Origin of the sequence: Mesorhizobium sp. M0514, assembly GCF_040321145.1 — a bacterium.
In the GTDB taxonomy this organism is placed as follows: domain Bacteria; phylum Pseudomonadota; class Alphaproteobacteria; order Rhizobiales; family Rhizobiaceae; genus Mesorhizobium.
In genome coordinates this window covers 1-17,667 of record NZ_JAMYQZ010000023.1, presented here as the reverse complement: position 1 = coordinate 17,667, position 17,667 = coordinate 1, and the positions used below count along the sequence as shown (strand labels likewise).

At 63.5% G+C, this 17,667-nt stretch carries 19 protein-coding genes; 11 read left to right on the top strand and 8 right to left on the bottom strand.

Annotated features, from left to right (window positions below):
* Positions 1 to 232: 232 nt before the first annotated feature.
* Entirely contained in the window at positions 233 to 601 is a 369-nt protein-coding gene (locus tag NKI61_RS12110; RefSeq protein WP_352839615.1) for a GNAT family N-acetyltransferase, read from the top strand.
* Positions 602 to 870: 269 nt separating this feature from the next.
* Here the strand turns inward: NKI61_RS12110 and zapE are convergent, their stop codons facing one another.
* Positions 871 to 2,055: a cell division protein ZapE gene (gene zapE, locus NKI61_RS12105; RefSeq protein ID WP_023738007.1), complete on the bottom strand. Its 1,185-nt coding sequence runs from the start codon at positions 2,053 to 2,055 to the stop codon at positions 871 to 873.
* A 30-nt stretch (positions 2,056 to 2,085) separates the two neighbouring features.
* Complete coding sequence (locus tag NKI61_RS12100; protein WP_023687689.1) at positions 2,086 to 2,625, bottom strand: protease inhibitor Inh/omp19 family protein; 540 nt, start codon at positions 2,623 to 2,625, stop codon at positions 2,086 to 2,088.
* 430 nt (positions 2,626 to 3,055) lie between these two features.
* Here NKI61_RS12100 and NKI61_RS12095 point away from each other — a divergent pair, with 430 nt between their 5' ends.
* From NKI61_RS12095 to NKI61_RS12060, 8 genes are all read left to right on the top strand, one after another.
* Positions 3,056 to 3,622 (top strand): hypothetical protein, encoded by a 567-nt coding sequence (locus NKI61_RS12095; RefSeq protein WP_352839613.1) that lies wholly within the window; start codon positions 3,056 to 3,058, stop codon positions 3,620 to 3,622.
* A gap of 95 nt (positions 3,623 to 3,717) precedes the next feature.
* Complete coding sequence (locus NKI61_RS12090; protein ID WP_023683859.1) at positions 3,718 to 3,879, top strand: DUF1328 family protein; 162 nt, start codon at positions 3,718 to 3,720, stop codon at positions 3,877 to 3,879.
* 73 nt (positions 3,880 to 3,952) lie between these two features.
* Entirely contained in the window at positions 3,953 to 4,837 is an 885-nt protein-coding gene (gene dapF / locus NKI61_RS12085; RefSeq protein WP_352839612.1) for a diaminopimelate epimerase, read from the top strand.
* On the top strand, positions 4,837 to 6,156 hold the full coding sequence (gene mtaB, locus NKI61_RS12080) for a tRNA (N(6)-L-threonylcarbamoyladenosine(37)-C(2))-methylthiotransferase MtaB (RefSeq protein ID WP_352839610.1): 1,320 nt from the start codon (positions 4,837 to 4,839) through the stop codon (positions 6,154 to 6,156). Before dapF ends, mtaB begins: the two co-directional genes overlap by 1 nt.
* Before the next feature lie 294 nt (positions 6,157 to 6,450).
* Positions 6,451 to 8,139 carry a signal recognition particle-docking protein FtsY gene (gene ftsY, locus NKI61_RS12075; protein ID WP_502899894.1) on the top strand — a complete coding sequence of 563 codons (1,689 nt, stop codon included), beginning with the start codon at positions 6,451 to 6,453 and terminating at the stop codon, positions 8,137 to 8,139.
* A gap of 61 nt (positions 8,140 to 8,200) precedes the next feature.
* A complete protein-coding gene (locus NKI61_RS12070; RefSeq protein WP_023687683.1) occupies positions 8,201 to 8,872 on the top strand; it encodes a septation protein A in 672 nt (223 codons plus the stop codon).
* Positions 8,873 to 8,932: 60 nt separating this feature from the next.
* On the top strand, positions 8,933 to 9,553 hold the full coding sequence (locus tag NKI61_RS12065) for a pyridoxamine 5'-phosphate oxidase family protein (protein ID WP_352839608.1): 621 nt from the start codon (positions 8,933 to 8,935) through the stop codon (positions 9,551 to 9,553).
* Positions 9,554 to 9,601: 48 nt separating this feature from the next.
* On the top strand, positions 9,602 to 10,150 hold the full coding sequence (locus NKI61_RS12060) for an NADPH-dependent FMN reductase (protein ID WP_352839606.1): 549 nt from the start codon (positions 9,602 to 9,604) through the stop codon (positions 10,148 to 10,150).
* Between the two features lie 83 nt (positions 10,151 to 10,233).
* Here the strand turns inward: NKI61_RS12060 and NKI61_RS12055 are convergent, their stop codons facing one another.
* Both NKI61_RS12055 and NKI61_RS12050 read right to left on the bottom strand, forming a co-directional pair.
* Complete coding sequence (locus NKI61_RS12055; protein ID WP_013528835.1) at positions 10,234 to 10,440, bottom strand: tautomerase family protein; 207 nt, start codon at positions 10,438 to 10,440, stop codon at positions 10,234 to 10,236.
* A gap of 165 nt (positions 10,441 to 10,605) precedes the next feature.
* Entirely contained in the window at positions 10,606 to 11,526 is a 921-nt protein-coding gene (locus tag NKI61_RS12050) for an SMP-30/gluconolactonase/LRE family protein (RefSeq protein ID WP_023742108.1), read from the bottom strand.
* Positions 11,527 to 11,810: 284 nt separating this feature from the next.
* On the opposite strand from NKI61_RS12050, the gene NKI61_RS12045 reads away from it, so the two are divergent.
* Positions 11,811 to 11,978 (top strand): hypothetical protein, encoded by a 168-nt coding sequence (locus NKI61_RS12045; protein WP_023742107.1) that lies wholly within the window; start codon positions 11,811 to 11,813, stop codon positions 11,976 to 11,978.
* 184 nt (positions 11,979 to 12,162) lie between these two features.
* On the opposite strand, the gene NKI61_RS12040 is transcribed toward NKI61_RS12045, so the two are convergent.
* The 4 genes from NKI61_RS12040 to ccmA all read right to left on the bottom strand — a co-directional run bounded on the left by NKI61_RS12040 (position 12,163) and on the right by ccmA (position 14,570).
* Entirely contained in the window at positions 12,163 to 12,744 is a 582-nt protein-coding gene (locus NKI61_RS12040) for a DsbE family thiol:disulfide interchange protein (protein WP_023742106.1), read from the bottom strand.
* Positions 12,741 to 12,944: a heme exporter protein CcmD gene (ccmD, locus tag NKI61_RS12035; RefSeq protein ID WP_023683849.1), complete on the bottom strand. Its 204-nt coding sequence runs from the start codon at positions 12,942 to 12,944 to the stop codon at positions 12,741 to 12,743. The genes NKI61_RS12040 and ccmD overlap by 4 nt, the downstream gene beginning before the upstream one ends.
* Positions 12,945 to 13,066: 122 nt before the next feature.
* The gene (ccmB, locus tag NKI61_RS12030) at positions 13,067 to 13,732 is read right to left on the bottom strand and encodes a heme exporter protein CcmB (protein ID WP_023683848.1); all 666 of its coding nucleotides are present in this window, start codon (positions 13,730 to 13,732) and stop codon (positions 13,067 to 13,069) included.
* A gap of 229 nt (positions 13,733 to 13,961) precedes the next feature.
* Positions 13,962 to 14,570 (bottom strand): heme ABC exporter ATP-binding protein CcmA, encoded by a 609-nt coding sequence (gene ccmA / locus NKI61_RS12025; protein ID WP_023683847.1) that lies wholly within the window; start codon positions 14,568 to 14,570, stop codon positions 13,962 to 13,964.
* A 285-nt stretch (positions 14,571 to 14,855) separates the two neighbouring features.
* On the opposite strand from ccmA, the gene acnA reads away from it, so the two are divergent.
* Complete coding sequence (acnA, locus tag NKI61_RS12020; RefSeq protein WP_023687676.1) at positions 14,856 to 17,546, top strand: aconitate hydratase AcnA; 2,691 nt, start codon at positions 14,856 to 14,858, stop codon at positions 17,544 to 17,546.
* Positions 17,547 to 17,667 lie beyond the last annotated feature (121 nt).

The following is a 17,667-nucleotide window of genomic DNA, read 5'->3' as shown; positions in this document are numbered from 1 at the left end:
TGAGGAAATTTTCCCTTTGTCTGTGACGACGCCCAAATCCCTGGCGATCTGTTGACGGCGTCGAGGAAGAGGCCGGAATGCTATGATCTCAGCGAGATTTCGCCGCATCCAGTAGCCCCGGTGGAAAATATATTCAATCGATTATTTTCGAGTGAATGATTTCAATCGGTTAGAAAGATCGGGATTTACGTAAACGTCAAAGTTTGTAAGCCAGCTTGGGAGATTTTACACAATGAGCGTGGAATTCAGAAGACTATATCCAGGCCATGACGCCCTTGTGAAGCGCATCGCCGAAGACGTGTTCGACGAACTGGTACGGGCCGACAGACTGTCCGCCTACCTCGCCTCCTCAGGTCATATGATGATTGTGGCACTGGCCGATGGCGTCGTCGTCGGCCAGTGTGCTGCCGTCATCCACCGCCACCTGGACAAGGTCAGCGAACTCTACGTCGACGAGGTCGGCGTCTCACCCGCCTACCAGCGCCATGGCATCGCGCGAAAGATGCTCGACGCGATGTTCGCGCTCGGCCGCGAGCAAAGGTTGCGGCGAAGCCTGTGTTGGAACCGAGCCGGACAATGTTCCATCGCGCGGGCTTTATGAAAAACGCAGGGAGGAGCATGGGCAGGCGGAGGCGTTTGTAATGTATGCGTATGAGCTTTAGGCGTCGGCGGGACAGCGCCCCCCTCTGCCTTGCCAGGCATCTCCCCCACGAGGGGGGAGATCGGACGTCACGCGACCTTTCGCCAATCTCCAATGGCCGCAGGAATGAGCGGAGCGCCGAAACCGCCAATCTCCCCCCGTGTGGGGGAGATGTCCGGCAGGACAGAGGGGGGCGCGAAGGATCACTACATAATGACCTCTTCGAACCCTCAGACCTGCACTTCCGCCTTCGCCTTTTGCCGTTCCGCCCAGTCCTCCAGCCAGTCGCGGCTTTGCATCTCGATCAGCCGCGAGGCCGTGCGCTCGAATTCGAACACCTCGTTGCCGCGCCTGGCCGTATAGAGCTCAGGGGGCGAGGCATCGGCGCTTACCACCAACCGCGTGTGATGATCGTAGAGCGTGTCTATCAGGAGGATGAAGCGCTTGGCCTCGTTGCGCTTGCCTTCGCCCAGCACCGGCACGTGATCGATGAAGACGGTCGAGAAGCGGCCGGCAATGGCCAGAAAATCGCGCGCGCCGAGCGGCTTTTCGCAGAGGTCGGCGAAGGAAAACCGCGCCGCATTGCCGGCAGCAGCCGGTATTCTCACCTGCCGCCCCTTGAGCGTCAGCGCGGTCTCGGCCGTTGCCGCCCCATGCGTCATCGCCTGCCAGGCTTCGTCGAGCATACGATCGGCTTCCGCATCCGCCGGCGTGACATAGACAGGCGTGCGGGCGAGCTTTTCCAGCCGGTAGTCCTTGTCGGCATCGAGCGTCAGCACATGGGCGTGGCGCTCGAGAATGCTGATGAAGGGCAGGAAGAGTTGGCGGTTCAGCCCGTCGCGATAAAGATCCTGCGGCGCGACATTCGAGGTGGCGACCAGAACCACGCCGTTGGCGAACAGCGCCGAAAACAGCCGCGACAGGACCATCGCATCGGCAATGTCGGTGACTGAAAACTCATCGAAGCACAGCACCCAGGCCTGTTCGGCAAGCTGAAGCGCGACCGGCGGGATCGGGTCGTCCTCCTTGACGTCGCCGTTCTTGCGTGCCTGCCGGTGCTTCTGGATGCGGTCCTGCACATCGGCCATGAAGTCGTTGAAATGAACGCGGCGCTTGCGCCTGACCGGCAACAGCTCGAAGAACATATCCATCAGCATGGTCTTGCCGCGACCGACGCCGCCATGGATGTAGAGGCCCTTGACGGCCTCGCGCGTCTCGCGCTTGCGGGCAAACAGCCAACCGAGCGCGCTCGACTTGTGCGCCAGCCGCTTGACCGAGATCTCGTCGGTCAGCCGGTCGAGCGCGGCGGCGATGCGCTCCTGCGCAGGATCGCGCTCAATGGCGCCGGTTGCGACCAGATGGTCGTAGCGCTGCCTGACGGTCGCATGGGTCTGGAGGCCGTCACGCAGATGCATCGGTCACGTCGCTGTCTAGGGATAGGCAGCCTATCTTGTAAGCGATATCGGCAAGCCGTTGGTAGTCTGGCCGTCGAATTTCGAACCGCCCGAGGAATAGAGCCGCGCCAGCGTGCCGCCATTCTCGTCATAGAGCGTCAGCTGCTTGCCGGCGACGTTCCACGATTTGATGCCGTCGATGGGCGGCGGGCAATGCAGCGGCCCGGCGCGGAAGCCGGCGCCGAATTTGGTCTGCGGCGTCGCCACCTTGCAGCTCTGTCCGGACACGCTGGCGTTCCAAACGCCGGCAACGCTCGCAGCGGTAAGGTCGGAGGCTCCGGCCGGCGCCGATCCGTCCGGCGGCAGCGAGGCGACCTGCGCGCCTGCCGGCGCGGTCGGGAATTGCGATGGGTCGGTGGTGCCCGGCGCTGCCGGGGGCGGCAGTTGGCTTCCGCTCACCGTGCCGGCGGGCGCGGGCTGCAGCGGGGCGGGCTGCTGGTCATCCATCGATGAAAAACGCGAGGTCGAACAGCCGCTCGCAACGAGCGCTGCCAGCGATACGGCCATCAGCCCGCTTCTCGAAAAAATCATTCCAACCTCCGTCGGATCCGGCTGGGGGGAAGCCGTCCGCACAATCTCACCCCTCACCAAGATGGAGAAGGTGGCGAAATTTCAACCCGATATGGTTAAAATAGGGTTTGCACCACGAATTGTTGTAAATTTGTCGCAAAAGGGCTGGCGGACGAAAGGCATGTCTTCGCTCTAGCGCGGTTCCAACCGGTACATCGGTTGCGAAAGCGGCACCGGAGCCCGCGGCAGGTCGGCGCATCGGCGGTCGAGCGCAAATGCCGGCGCAAAACTGACTGAAGCGCTTGAGGCGCAAGGCCTGGGTGAGCGGTTTCGCGCCTTGCGTCCGGGCGAGCTTTGGGACGTTCCCGAGATCGAGCGCGGCTGAAGTCTGCATTCGGCCGTTTACGGCACTGCCGTTTTAGCCGATGGTCTATCGCAACAGGGGGAACAGATGAAATCAATCTTGGCAGTTTTGATCGCGCTGGTAATTTCGACGCCGGCCGCTTTCGCGGGTGAAATCACCGATCGCGCCGCTGAAGCCGAAAAGGCACTGCAGGCGGGTGATGGCGCCGGCGCGCTGGACAAATTCCGCAGCGCCGAGGACGCTCTGTGGCAAGCGATGCCGCTTGGCGTGCAAAATGTGAAGCATATCATGTCGGCCAGCGGGTTCGGCGCCTACGCCGAGCGCCCGAACCATGTCTACAAGCCGGGCGAAGAGATTGTGCTTTATATGGAACCGGTCGGTTACGGCTACGGCTCGGATGGGCTCGGCAACAACCAGATCGCGCTTTACGTTGACCTTACCGTGCTTTCCCAGTCGGGCGAGAAGCTGGGAACCGTCGAAAAGCTTGGCCGGGTCCAGCTCGCCTCGCGCTCGCATAACCGAGAGATGTTCTTCAAATTGAACGTCTCCCTGGATGGCGTTCCCCCCGGCAAATACCGCGCGGATTTCCTCATGCATGACGAGAACTCGCAAAAGATGGCGCCTTTCACGACCGACTTCGAGATTGCCGAATAGCGCGCCCAGTCGGAGAGAGCCTCACGGCAAGAGGGGAACCAGAGCGCGGCAGATGCGTTCTTAAGCCGCTGCAGTCAATTTGCGAGGCATTGTCCATGATCAAATGGATCATCATTCTTCTCATCGTTGCTGCCGCCGCCAGCCTGCTCGGCATGCCGGCGCTGGCCGGTGCCGCCGCCACCGGCGCGCGCGTGCTGATCGGCATCGTTCTCGTCATCTTCCTGCTGATCGTGCTCGGCGTTTTCGCGGTAACCTAAACGCAGCCCACACTGGTAATTCCCGCCCGTTTCCGCCATATAGCGGCGAAACGTACAGGAATTACCTCAGATCATGGCAGGCACTGCCCCCTTCGCCAAGATGAACGGCATCGGCAACGAAATCATCGTCGCCGACATGCGTGGCCGTGCCGATAGGGTCACGGCGGCGTCGGCTGTCGCGCTGAACGCCGATGCGGCGACCAGGTTCGACCAGATCATGGCGATCCACGATTCGCGCACGCCGGGCACCGCCTTTTACATCGACATTTTGAATTCCGACGGCTCGGGCGCGCAGGCCTGCGGCAACGGCATGCGCTGTGTCGTCCAGGCGCTGGCCGCCGAAACCGGCCAGAAGACTTTCATCTTCGAGACCCGCGCCGGCATCCTCAACGCCGTCGAACATGCCGACGGCACCATCTCGGTCGACATGGGCACGCCGCGCTTCGGCTGGCAGGACATTCCGCTGGCGGAGGAATTCCGCGACACCCGCATGATCGAGTTGCAGATCGGCCCCATCGACGCGCCGGTGCTGCATTCGCCTTCGGCTCTCTCGATGGGCAACCCGCACGCCATCTTCTGGGTCGACAACGATGTCTGGTCCTACGAGCTCGAGCGTTTCGGGCCGCTGCTCGAAAACCATCCGATCTTCCCCGAACGCGCCAACATCACCATCGCCCAGGTAACGTCGCCGGAGACGATGATCATCCGCACCTGGGAGCGCGGCGCCGGCCTGACCAAGGCTTGCGGCTCGGCCGCTTGCGCTTCCGTCGTCGCCGCTGCCCGCACCCGGCGCACCGGCCGCAGCGTTACGCTGATGACGCCCGGCGGCGGCTCGCTGCATGTGGAATGGCGCGACGACGGCCACGTCATCCTGACCGGCGCTGCCGAATGGGAGTTTTCCGGCAATTTCGATCCGTCGACCGGCACCTGGGCCCGCGACACCGAAAGCGCGGCCTGATGTCTGCACTTGCCGATACCAAAGGCCCCAACTCCCAAGGCATAGACGTCGTCACCTTCGGCTGCCGTCTCAACACCTATGAATCCGAGGTGATGCGCCGCGAGGCCGAAAGCGCAGGTCTCGGCGCGCTCAAAGGCGGCGCGATCATCTTCAACACCTGCGCCGTCACTTCGGAAGCGGTGCGCCAGGCCAGGCAGTCGATCCGCAAAGCCCGCCGCGAAAACCCGGCGGCGCGCATCATCGTCACCGGCTGCGCCGCGCAAACCGAACCGCAGAATTTTGCCGCCATGGACGAGGTCGACCTCGTGCTTGGCAACGAAGAGAAGCTGAAGGCCAACTCCTACCGCGCGCTGCCGGATTTCGGCGTCAACGACAGCGAGAAGGCGCGCGTCAACGACATTTTCTCGGTGCGCGAGACTGCCGGTCATATGGTGGACGCCATCGAGGGCCGGGCGCGCGCTTTCGTGCAGGTGCAGAATGGCTGCGACCACCGCTGCACCTTCTGCATCATCCCCTACGGCCGCGGCAATTCGCGCTCGGTGCCGATGGGCGCGGTTGTCGAGCAGGTCAAGCGTCTCGCCGGCAACGGCTATGCCGAGATCGTGCTGACCGGCGTCGACATGACCTCTTTCGGCGCCGACCTGCCGGGCGCGCCGAAGCTGGGAAAACTGGTGAAGACCATCCTGAAGCAGGTGCCTGATGTGAAGCGGCTGCGGCTGTCCTCCATCGATTCGATCGAAGCCGACGACGATCTGCTGGACGCCATCGCGACCGAGCCCAGGCTGATGCCGCATCTGCATCTGTCGCTGCAGTCGGGCGACGACATGATCTTGAAGCGCATGAAGCGCAGGCATTTGCGTGACCAGTCGATCCGCTTCTGCGAAGATGTGCGCAAATTGCGCCCGGCAATCGTCTTCGGCGCCGACATCATCGCCGGCTTTCCGACCGAGACCGAGGAAATGTTTCAGAATTCGATAAAGATCGTCGAGGAATGTGGGCTGACGCACCTGCATGTCTTCCCGTTTTCGCCGCGCGAAGGCACGCCCGCCGCGCGCATGCCGCAGGTCCGCCGCGAATTGGTCAAGCAGCGCGCGGCCCAGCTGCGCGCCGCTGGTGAGGCTGCGTATCGCCGCCATCTGTCGTCGCTCCCGGGAACGCGCCAGTCGATCCTGGTCGAGCGCGACGGCCTCGGCCGCACCGAAGGGTTCACGCTTGCCGCGCTAGGCACAGGCGCGCCGGGCGAGATCGTCGAGGCAGACATCACCGGCCATGATGGGGCGCGCCTGATAGCCTCGCCCCTCACTGCCCGCGCCGCCTGAGACGATTGAAGCATGGCCGGTTTTTTCAAGAACATATTTTCGTTCGGCAAGAAGGAAGGCGTCGAGGAGCGCATCGACGAAACCGCTCCCCTGCCGCCGATCAAATGGGATGCGCTTGAGGCGCTGAAGCCGGCGGCCGAGCAGATCGTTCCGGAGTTCTTGAAGCGCGAGGAGCCCGAGCCGCCGACGCCCCACCCTCCCCTCGATGGGGAGGGTCGCCACGAAGTGGCGGAGAGGGGTGAGAGCGCCGACGCCGGCGCCACTCACCACCAAGCTTCGCTTGGGGCCTCCCCCATCGAGGGGGAGGTAAAGCCTGCGCCGCAGTCGGCGCCAGAAGAACCGAAGCCCGAACCCGCGCCGACCATCCCGCCCGCGCCGGAACCGGTCGTCCCATCCGAGCCGGAACCGTTGCCGGAGCCCGCGCCGGAAGAAGCCCCCGAACCTGAGACGCCTGCCGAGCCGCCGGAGCCCGAGGAAGTTCCCGCGCCGCCGGCTGTTCCGAAGCCCGCGCCCGAACCGCAGCCGCAAGAAGTTCCGGCCGCACCGGCCAAGCCGGAGGTTGAACCAGCGCGCCCGGAGAGGCAGCCGGAACCGGCCCCCGTTGAAGTACCAACGCCTGCCGAGGAGCCGGCCGAAGCACCAGCGCCGATCGAAGTGCCGCAACCGTCCGCGCCTCCCGCACAGCCTACCTCAGAGGTCAGCGCCGCCCCGCCTGCCGGCACCTTCTCCCCGTATAGCCACGGGGAGAAGGACGAGGCGCCCCACCCTCCCCTCGATGGGGAGGGTCGACGCGAAGCGGCGGGGTGGGGTGATGGGGCCGACGCCAGCGCAAATCACCCCCACCCCCAGCCTTCGCTTGGGACCTCCCCCATCAAGGGGGAGGTAAAGCGCACGTCGGTTGAAGCTGTACCCGCGCCGGTCGAAGCCAAGACCATCGTTGCCGAGCTAGCGCCCGCGCCGGCCCCGCAACCTTCGCCACAGTCAAAACCAGCTCCCGGCAAAGTCACCGTCACCAAAAAGGTCGAGCAGAAAGCCGAGCCGCAAAAGGCGCCCGAACTGGCGCCGCGACGCTCCTGGTTCCAGCGCATGCGCGACGGGCTTGCCCGCTCCTCGAAAGAACTCACCGGCAACATTGCCGGCGTTTTCACCAAGCGAAAGCTCGACGAAGAGACGCTACAGGACCTCGAAGACGTGCTGATCCGCGCCGATCTCGGCATGGAAACAGCCTTGCGCGTCACCGATGCGCTCGCCGCCAGCCGCTATGGCAAGGATGTCTCCGACGCGGATGTCCGCACCATCATGGCGGCCGCGGTGGAGAAGGTGCTGGCCCATGTCGCCAAGCCGCTGGAGCTCGACCTCTCGCACAAGCCGCATGTCATTCTGGTGGTCGGCGTCAACGGCACCGGCAAGACCACGACCATCGGCAAGCTCGCCGCCAAACTGACCGATGGTGGCCTGTCGGTGATGCTGGCCGCCGGCGATACCTTTCGCGCTGCAGCCATCGAGCAGCTGAAGATCTGGGGCGAGAGGACGAAGTCTCCGGTCATCGCCTCGAAGATCGGCGCGGATGCCGCCGGCCTCGCCTACGACGCTTTCGAACGCGCCAAGGAGGCCGGCTCCGACGTACTGATCATCGACACCGCCGGCCGGCTGCAAAACAAGACCGAACTGATGGCGGAGCTGGAAAAGATCGTGCGCGTGCTGGGCAAGCTCGATCCGGAAGCGCCGCATACCGTGCTGCAGACGGTCGACGCCACCACCGGCCAGAATGCGCTCAACCAGGTCGAGATCTTCCGCAATGTCGCCGGCGTCAACGGCCTGGTGATGACCAAGCTGGACGGCACGGCGCGCGGCGGTATTCTGGTCGCGATCGCGGCAAAGCACAAACTGCCGGTCTACTTCATCGGCGTCGGCGAACAGGTCGACGACCTCGAACCATTCTCGGCCGGCGAATTCGCCAGGGCGATCGCCGGCGTAGCGTAACAGGCAATGATCCCGAAGAGCTGACGGCTTTTTGGACAAGATCATGCGTCAGAAGGAAGTCATGAACCCACCCATCCTCGAACGCGACCCGTCCGACCCGCGAAAGAAGAAAGAAAGCGTCAATCCGCTGCTCAAGCTGGTGCTGGAACTCGGGCCGCTGATGGTGTTCTTCTTCGCCAATGCACGCGGCGCCTGGCTGGTGCAGAAATTTCCTGTCCTGGCCGAATTCGGCGGGCCGATCTTCGTCGCCACCGGCCTTTTCATGGCGGCGACGGCGATCGCGCTGATCGCCTCCTGGCTGCTGCTGCGCACCTTGCCGATCATGCCGATGGTCTCGGGCGTCGTCGTCTTCATCTTCGGCGCGCTGACGCTCTATCTGCAGGACGACGTGTTCATCAAGATGAAGCCGACCATCGTCAACACCCTGTTCGGCGGCGTGCTGCTCGGCGGTCTGTATTTCGGCCGATCGCTGCTCGGCTATGTCTTCGATTCGGCCTTTCGCCTCGATGCCGAAGGCTGGCGCAAGCTGACTTTCCGCTGGGGCCTGTTCTTCCTGTTCCTGGCTCTTGCCAATGAAGTGGTGTGGCGGAATTTTTCCACCGACTTCTGGGTTACCTTCAAGGTCTGGGGCATCATGCCGATCACCCTGTTGTTCACCTTCAGCCAGATGCCGCTGATCCTGCACCATTCGATCGAGGATAAGGCCGAGAAGGTGGAAGAAGCCGGCAAGTAGAGCAATTCCAGGCAAAGTGTGAAGCCGTCCGGAATTGCGTCTGAATAAACGGAGACGGCCATGGAATTCGTCACCACGCGCGATGAACTGAGGACGATCTACAAGACGCCGCGGCCGACCGACACCTCGATGCGCAAGGAACTCAGGGCGCTCGACGGCCACTGCCGCTCTTTCATCGGCAAGAGCCCTTTCGTGCTGATCGGTTCTTCCGACGGCGCCGGCAATGCCGACGTGACGCCGAAAGGCGACAGACCGGGCTTTGCCCTTGTCCTCGACGACAGGACCATCGCCATTCCCGACCGGCCCGGCAACAACCGGCTGGACACGCTGGAAAACATCCTGCTCAACCCTTCGGTCGGGCTGCTTTTTCTCATCCCCGGCATGAACGAGACGCTGCGCATCAATGGCGACGCCCGCATAACCGTCGATGCCGGTTTGCGCGAGCGCCTCACCGTCGACGGCAAGCAACCGCAAAGCGTCGTCGTGGTGAGCGTCAAGGCCGCCTACATGCACTGCGCCAAGGCCTTCATGCGCTCCGAATTGTGGAAGCCGGACAGCTGGCACGACCGCGCGACATTGCCGACGCTGGGTCAGATCCTGTCCGATCAGATCGCGCATACCGAAACTGCCGACGATTTCGACCGCTCGCTGGACGAGGCCTACAGCAAGACCCTCTGGTAGATTTCGGGTACGATTCGCCATTGCCGGTTTCCCTAGCCTTGGTTCCCCGTGATCGAACTCCTCGCCATCTCCGGCAGCCTGCGCGCCGCCTCGACCAATTCGGCGCTGCTGGCGGCGCTGTCCGCGAACGCGCCTTCGGATTGCCGCGTAACTGTCTATGACGGGCTCGGCCTGCTGCCGATCTTCAACCCGGATGACGAAGGCGAGCGCACACCGGCCGAGGCCACGCGGCTGATCGAGGCCGTCACCGGCGCCGACGGCATCATCGTCTCCTGCCCCGAATATGCCCATGGCGTGCCGGGCGGCATGAAAAACGCGCTCGACTGGCTGGTCTCACGCGACGCCGCAGTCGGCAAGCCCGCCATGCTGGCCCACGCCTCCGCGCGCTCGCTCTATGCCCGCGCCGCGCTGGCCGAGATCATGCGCACCATGTCGTTCGCGCTTTGTGAGGACGCAGTGCTGGAGATCGCCTTGCTCGGCAAGAAACCGCCGGAGATGGAAGCGATCCTGGTAGAGGACGAGAACCTGCGGGCCATGCGCGAAGCGGTGCAGGTTTTCGCGAGTTTTATACGCGCAAACGTTGCCTCGTCATCCTAGGGCGGAGCAAGGAGCGAAGCGACGCGGCGCAGACCCTAGGATGACGAACGAAAGGGTGCGGCGCACCCCAACGTGCCGCTGTGCTACCCCTTCCGCAACGTCTCGACATCAGTCTTGCCGACATACCAGTCACGCGCATTGACCTCTTCGAACACCACCCAGACGTCGTCATTGCTAAGCCCGGTGGCGTCCATGATGGCCGCCGTGACCTTTTTGGCGATGTCGGCCTTCTTGCCAGCGGGATCAGCGGCGATCACTTCCTTGACGATGCGGATGTTGACGAATGGCATGACGTCCTCCCCTTGAATTGTGTCTGATACCGCCGCCGCTGGGCGGCTTCGAAATCCGCTCCGGCGAACCACTTGGCGGCGGTTCCGGCGGCCGCCGCGCAACAGGCGCCGCGGACATGCGCAGAAACGCCATCAAGGGCCGCCAGAGAAGCGTTTCCAGCAGCCTCAATACGTCTTCGCCCCGTTCACCATCAGCCGCACCATGTAGAGCGACGTGGTGCCGGCGATGTAGAGGCAGTTCAGCTTGTTGCCGCCGAACACGCAATTGGCGGTCACTTCCGGCACCTTGACCTTGCCGATCAGCGTGCCGTCGGGATCGTAGCAATGGATGCCGTCGGCGGCACTGGTCCAGATGCGGCCGGCCTCGTCGAGCCGGAAGCCGTCGAATAGGCCGGCCGTGCAGTCAGCGAACACCTTCCCGCCCGAGACCTTCTTGCCGTGCTTGCCGACGTTGAAGACCCGCATATGCGCGGGGTTCTGCGCGCCATGGGTGCGGCCGGTGTCGACGACATAGAGCTGGCTTTCATCCAGTGAAAAGGCAAGCCCGTTCGGCCGGACCATGTCGGTGATGACGGCCTCGACCTCGCCCGTATCCGGATCGACCCGGTAGACATTGCAAGCGCCGATCTCGCTTTCGGCCTTGTCGCCCTCATAGTCGGTGTCGATGCCGTAGCTCGGATCGGTGAACCAGATCGAGCCGTCGGATTTCACGACCGCGTCATTGGGCGAATTCAGCCGCTTGCCTTTCCATTCGGCCGCGATGGTGGTGACGGAACCGTCATGCTCGGTGCGGCTGACGCGGCGGCCGGAATGTTCGCACGTCACCAGTCGGCCCTGGCGGTCGACGGTGTTGCCGTTGGAATTGCCGGAGGGCTGACGAAAGACGCTCACATTGCCGTCGGTCTCGTCATAGCGCAGCATCCGGTTGTTGGGGATGTCGGACCAGACGACATAGCGGCCGGCGGCGAACCAGGCCGGCCCTTCCGCCCACTGACATCCGGTAAACAGCTTTTCCACCTGGGCGTTGCCGTTGAACAGCCGCGCGAAACGCGGATCGTGAATTTCGTAATAGTCTGCGGTCGCCATGCATTTCCTCCGGGCATCACGTGACGCGCGGATCAAGCCAGCCTGCGGGCGCGATGGCAAGGTGGCGCAGGCGCAATTGTAAGACAAAAGGTGCCCGGCCGGCATGGCCCGCCAGCCTGTCCGGCCGTTTATGGTGCTGTAGCGCTGTATTAACCCGCTATGCGCCCTGTGCAATGGTGCATTGCAACATCTTCTTTTTGCATCGCACCATTCCTATGTCATGGTGCGAACGACCAAGGGAGGAACAATTCACCGCTGATACGCGGTACGAAAGGACCCTTGCTATGGCTTTTGACAACCTCTTCTCCCGCGCGCGCACCTCGATGGCCAAGCGCCGCCACTACAACCGCCTCGTCGCGGAAATCGAAAACCTGACGAGCCGCGATCTGGCCGACCTGCGCGCCGACCGCTCGGAAATGCTCTACCAGGTCCACAAGCAGATCTACGGCTGAGCTTTCGGACGTCAGCGGGGCACCGCCCCCTCACCCGGATTGCCAAACCGAATTGCATGAGCAATTCGGACAATCCGACCTCTCCCCTCGGGGAGAGGAGCTAGCCTGTGCCGATGCTTCCCTCTTCTCCCCCGCGGGGATAAGGTGGCCGCGTAGCGGCCGGATGAGGGGCATGGCGCCAACGTCAGCCCGGTACCGCGAGCGCTTTTTCAATCTGCGGCAACAGAACATCCCTCGCCGACTCCCCGGTCAGCGGCCCGACATGCTTGTAGGCAATCTTGCCGTCCTTGCCGATGACGAACGTTTCCGGCACGCCGTAGACGCCCCAGTCGATGGCCGTGCGGCCAGCCTCGTCGACACCTATCGCCTGGAATGGATTGCCGAGATCACCAAGGAACCGGCGCGCGTTTTGCGCTTGGTCCTTGTAGTTTAGCGCGGCCATGACGAAGCGCTTGTCCTGCGACAGCGCCAAGAGCACCGGATGCTCTTCCCGGCACGGCGCGCACCACGATGCAAAGACGTTGACCAGCGTTACCTTGCCGGCGAAGGCTTTCGAATCCAGCCCGGGCAGGTTTGACCCTTCCAGCGCCGGCAGGTTGGTCTGCGGCGCCGGCAGGCCGATCAGCGCCGACGGCACTGCCGCCTCATCGCGTCCCGACAAAAGCTGCGACAGGAACAATCCGGCGAGGCCGAGAAAAACCAGCAGCGGCAACAGCACGATCAGGCGGCGGCGCGGCGACGCCGGCGTTTCGCTTTCCGTGCTCATGGCTTGCTGGCCCCAGTGCTGGCCCCAGTGCTGGCCCCAGTACCGGCTTTGTCCGAGCGACGCCGCACGCCGGCCGCTTCGAGGTCTGCCAATTCGCGCTTGCGGGTCCGCTGGTCGAGCAGGATCCAGCCGATCAGCCCGGCCAGCACGATCACCGTGATGCCATAGGCGGCCGCGACATAGAGTGCGTGTGCACTCATGCGCTTCGCTCCCCTTCCACCGTCACTTCGTCGTGCTCGATCATGGCCTTCCCATAGCTTTGCGGCTTTCTTAGCTTTGCGGCTGGGGCTTCGCAATTGATCGTCGCGCCGCAGCGGTCATATCAATCCGTTCCATGCCGCAGCGCCAGTGCTGCCGCCACCGGACCCAGCACGGCAAGAAACAGCGTCAGCGCGGCAAGAATGAGGAAGGGCTGCAGGAACGGATCAGGATCGGCCACCGCGCCGTAGCTCGCCGACACCCCGAAGATCAGCACCGGGATCGTCAGCGGCAGCACCAGCACCGAGATCAGCAGCCCGCCACGCGGCAGCGCCACCGCCACCGCCGCCCCGACCGCGCCGATGAAAGTGATCGCCGGCGTGCCGGCCAGCAGCGTGAGCGCGGTGGCGCCGATGCTGAGCGGCTCCATGTTCATGAACAGGCTCAGCAGAGGTGCCGCAACAACCAGCGGCAGAACGCTGCCCGCCCAATGCGCCAGGCACTTCACCAGCACCGTCAACGCCAGCATGTGGCGGTCATTGCCCAGCACCAGAAGATCGAGCGACCCGTCTTCGCGATCGGCCTGAAACAGCCGGTCGAGGCCGAGCAGGCAGGCGAGCAGAGCGCCGATCCAAAGGATCGCCGGACCGATGCGGGCGAGCAGCTTCAGGTCCGGTCCGACACCGAAGGGGATGGTGGCGATGACGGCGAGGAAGAAGATGACGCCGGTGAGCGCTCCGCCGCCGGCGCGGATTGAGAGACGGACGTCGCGCAGGAAGAGGGCTAGCATTGCCAAGCCGCGCCTGCGGTTTGATCGCCATCTTGCCGAAGGTGGCGTTCCTTCACACCCCCCTCTGTCCTCCCGGACATCTCCCCCGCAAGGGGGGAGATTGGCAGCTCCACTGCTGACGCCTCTTTTTCAATGCCGGTGATTGGCGAAAGCCGGCATGACATCTGATCTCCCCCCCTGCGGGGGAGATGCCCGGCAGGGCAGAGGGGGGTGGGCGGGAATGCCGGCATCACCCTGTTGCTCCCATCCTCAATGCCTGTGCTCCATCCAATCCCAGCGGCAGGTGCGTCGCCGCGACAATAATCCCGCCCTCCGCGCAATGCCTCGTCATCAGCCCCGCAAACCGCGCATCCGAAGCCTTGTCCAGCCCGGCCGTCGGCTCATCCAGCAGCCACAGCGGCTTATGACTGACCAGCAATTTCGCAATTGCCGCGCGCCGCCTTTGCCCGGTCGACAGATAGCCGAAAGGCAGGTGGCCGATGCCGCCGAGACCAACCGTCTCCAGCGCCTCTTCGACACCCGACTGCCCATCGCCGTTGAAATCGCGCCAGAAGCGCAGATTCTCCGCCACGCTGAGCGCCGTCTTCATTGCATTGAGGTGGCCGAGATAGTGGACCGCCGAAGCGATCGTCGGAAACGTCTCGCCGCCGCCCTCGATGCGCACGTCGCCTTGCGCCTTCGGCAGCAGCCCGGCGATGACCCTGAGCAGCGTCGATTTGCCCGAACCGTTCGGCCCGGTGACGACCAGCACCTGGCCCTTGTCGAGCGCAAAACCGATGCCGGAAAAGACCGTCTCGCCGCCGCGTTCGCCGCCCAGATTTTCGGCAATCAGCCGCATGCCTGCCCGTCCCGAAAACTTTACCGCGCGATAGCTGCCGCATCGCACAAATTTGCTCCGCAACTGTCTAGAACTATTCCAGAAAATTCTCTATATGCGGGACATCCGTGCCAGCGGTCGGCACGGGAACAGAATTTGCGCCGAACCAGCGCACGCGCCGCCTTGAACGGCTCGGGTTGGCTGGGAACGGACAGCGGAAATGGCCGTACCCGCACCTTTGCGCGTGATTGCATGCCCATCGGCGTCCGTTCCCTTTCAGGCTGAACAGACAAGGACGGACCGCACGTGTCAAAATCCCTCGACAGTTTCAATTGCCGCCGCACCCTCACCGTGGGTGGCGCGGACTATGTCTATTACAATCTGGTCGAGGCCGAGAGGAACGGCCTCACCGGCATTGCCCATCTGCCTTATTCGATGAAGGTGCTGCTGGAAAACCTTTTGCGCAATGAAGACGGCCGCTCCGTCACCAAGGACTCTATCCAGGCTGTGGCCGGCTGGCTGACGGACAAGGGCACCGCCGGCGTCGAGATCGCCTATCGCCCGGCGCGTGTCCTGATGCAGGATTTCACCGGCGTCCCGGCGGTGGTCGACCTTGCCGCCATGCGCGACGGCCTCAAGGCGCTCGGCGGGGATCCGCAGAAGATCAATCCGCTGGTGCCGGTCGACCTCGTCATCGACCACTCCGTCATCGTCGACGAATTCGGCACGCCACTGGCCTTTGCCAGGAATGTCGAGCTCGAATATGAGCGCAACGAAGAGCGCTATAAATTCCTGAAATGGGGCCAGCAGGCGTTCCGCAATTTTCGCGTCGTGCCGCCCGGCACCGGCATCTGCCATCAGGTCAACCTCGAATATCTCGGTCAGGTCGTCTGGACCAACACGGAAGACGGCGAAACGACCGCCTATCCCGACACCTGCGTCGGCACCGATTCGCACACCACCATGATCAATGGCCTTGGCGTGCTCGGCTGGGGCGTCGGCGGTATCGAGGCCGAGGCGGCGATGCTCGGCCAGCCGGTTTCCATGCTGTTGCCCGAAGTCATCGGCTTCCGCCTTACCGGCAAACTCAGGGAAGGCATCACCGCCACTGACCTGGTGCTGACCGTCACCCAGATGCTGCGCAAGAAGGGCGTCGTCGGCAAGTTCGTCGAGTTCTTCGGCCCGGGCCTGTCCAACATGACGCTGGCCGACCGCGCCACCATCGGCAACATGGCGCCCGAATATGGCGCCACCTGCGGCTTCTTCCCGGTCGACGGCGAGACCATCCGCTACCTCACAATGTCGGGCCGCGAGGAAAGCCGCATCGCCCTTGTCGAGGCCTATTCCAAGGCGCAAGGCATGTGGCGTGACGCCGGCTCGGCCGACCCTGTCTTCACTGACCTGCTCGAACTCGAGCTCGACAGCGTCGTGCCGTCGATGGCAGGTCCCAAGCGCCCCGAAGGCCGCGTTCCGCTCGAAGGCATTCCGGCCGGCTTCGCAAAGGCGATGGAAACCGAGTACAAGAAGGCTGCCGAAATCCACAAGCGCTATGCCGTCGAAGGCACCGACCATGATCTCGGTCATGGCGATGTCGTCATTGCCGCCATCACGTCCTGCACCAACACCTCCAACCCGAGCGTGCTGATCGGCGCCGGCCTCTTGGCGCGCAACGCCAACCGGCTCGGCCTCAAGCAGAAGCCGTGGGTGAAGACCTCGCTGGCGCCGGGCAGCCAGGTGGTCGCCGAATATCTGGAAAAGTCCGGCCTGCAGAAGGAGCTCGACCAGATCGGCTTCAACCTGGTTGGTTTCGGCTGCACCACCTGCATCGGCAATTCGGGCCCGTTGCCAGCGCCGATCTCCAAGACCATCAACGATAAGGGCCTGATCGCCGCCGCGGTGCTCTCCGGCAACCGCAATTTCGAAGGCCGCGTTTCGCCTGACGTGCAGGCGAACTATCTGGCGTCGCCGCCGCTGGTGGTAGCCCATGCTTTGGCCGGCACCGTCACCAAGGACCTGACCACCGAGCCACTCGGCGAAGGCCGTGACGGCAAGCCGGTCTATCTCAGGGATATCTGGCCGAGTTCGGCCGAGATCCAGGAGTTCATCGAGAAGAACGTCACACGTGAGCTGTTCGCCCGCAAATATGCCGACGTCTTCAAGGGCGACGAATACTGGCAGAACGTCAAGGCGCCGGAAGGCCAGACCTATGCCTGGGACGACAACTCGACCTATGTGCAGAACCCGCCCTATTTCGCCGGCATGACCTCCGGTTTCGGCAAGATCGGCGACATCAAGGGCGCGCGCGTGCTCGGCCTGTTCGGCGACAAGATCACCACCGATCACATCTCACCGGCGGGTTCGATCAAGGCCGCTTCCCCGGCCGGCAAATACCTCACCGACCATGGCGTCGGCGTTGCCGACTTCAACCAGTACGGCACAAGGCGCGGCAACCATGAGGTGATGATGCGCGGCACCTTCGCCAACATCCGCATCCGCAACCATATGCTGGGCGAGAACGGCCGCGAGGGCGGCTACACCATCCACTACCCGTCGAAGGAAGAGGAATCGATCTACGACGCGGCGATGAGGTACAAAAAGGAAGGCGTGCCGCTGGTCATCTTCGCCGGCGTCGAATACGGCAACGGCTCCTCCCGCGACTGGGCAGCTAAAGGAACGAATCTCCTCGGTGTCCGTGCCGTCATCGCCCAGTCCTTCGAGCGCATCCATCGCTCCAACCTGGTCGGCATGGGCGTCATCCCCTTCGTCTTCGAGGAAGGCACCTCATGGGCCTCGCTCAACCTCAAGGGTGACGAGCTGGTCGAGATCGACGGCATAAGCACCATCAAGCCACGCCAGACGATGATCGCCAAGGTGACCTATGGCGACGGCACCGTGAAGAACGTGCCGATCATCTGCCGCATCGATACGCTGGACGAACTCGACTACTTCAAGAATGGCGGCATTTTGCAATACGTGCTGCGCGATCTGGCCGCGTAGCGGCCAGGGCTTAGGCAGTAGGGATTGGGCGGTAGCGGGGAAGGACATCCCCCACTCCCTACTCCCTACTCCCCACTCCCTACTCCCTACTCCCTACTCCCTACTCCCTACTCCCTACTCC

Excerpts from the sequence above, each read along its gene's own strand:
- NKI61_RS12110 (WP_352839615.1), top strand. The coding sequence starts at position 233 with ATGAGCGTGGAATTCAGAAGACTATATCCAGGCCATGACGCCCTTGTG.
- zapE (WP_023738007.1), bottom strand. The coding sequence starts at position 2,055 with ATGCATCTGCGTGACGGCCTCCAGACCCATGCGACCGTCAGGCAGCGC.
- NKI61_RS12100 (WP_023687689.1), bottom strand. The coding sequence starts at position 2,625 with ATGATTTTTTCGAGAAGCGGGCTGATGGCCGTATCGCTGGCAGCGCTC.
- NKI61_RS12095 (WP_352839613.1), top strand. The coding sequence starts at position 3,056 with ATGAAATCAATCTTGGCAGTTTTGATCGCGCTGGTAATTTCGACGCCG.
- NKI61_RS12090 (WP_023683859.1), top strand. The coding sequence starts at position 3,718 with ATGATCAAATGGATCATCATTCTTCTCATCGTTGCTGCCGCCGCCAGC.
- dapF (WP_352839612.1), top strand. The coding sequence starts at position 3,953 with ATGGCAGGCACTGCCCCCTTCGCCAAGATGAACGGCATCGGCAACGAA.
- mtaB (WP_352839610.1), top strand. The coding sequence starts at position 4,837 with ATGTCTGCACTTGCCGATACCAAAGGCCCCAACTCCCAAGGCATAGAC.
- NKI61_RS12070 (WP_023687683.1), top strand. The coding sequence starts at position 8,201 with ATGAACCCACCCATCCTCGAACGCGACCCGTCCGACCCGCGAAAGAAG.
- NKI61_RS12065 (WP_352839608.1), top strand. The coding sequence starts at position 8,933 with ATGGAATTCGTCACCACGCGCGATGAACTGAGGACGATCTACAAGACG.
- NKI61_RS12055 (WP_013528835.1), bottom strand. The coding sequence starts at position 10,440 with ATGCCATTCGTCAACATCCGCATCGTCAAGGAAGTGATCGCCGCTGAT.
- NKI61_RS12050 (WP_023742108.1), bottom strand. The coding sequence starts at position 11,526 with ATGGCGACCGCAGACTATTACGAAATTCACGATCCGCGTTTCGCGCGG.
- NKI61_RS12045 (WP_023742107.1), top strand. The coding sequence starts at position 11,811 with ATGGCTTTTGACAACCTCTTCTCCCGCGCGCGCACCTCGATGGCCAAG.
- NKI61_RS12040 (WP_023742106.1), bottom strand. The coding sequence starts at position 12,744 with ATGAGCACGGAAAGCGAAACGCCGGCGTCGCCGCGCCGCCGCCTGATC.
- ccmD (WP_023683849.1), bottom strand. The coding sequence starts at position 12,944 with ATGAGTGCACACGCACTCTATGTCGCGGCCGCCTATGGCATCACGGTG.
- ccmB (WP_023683848.1), bottom strand. The coding sequence starts at position 13,732 with ATGCTAGCCCTCTTCCTGCGCGACGTCCGTCTCTCAATCCGCGCCGGC.
- ccmA (WP_023683847.1), bottom strand. The coding sequence starts at position 14,570 with ATGCGGCTGATTGCCGAAAATCTGGGCGGCGAACGCGGCGGCGAGACG.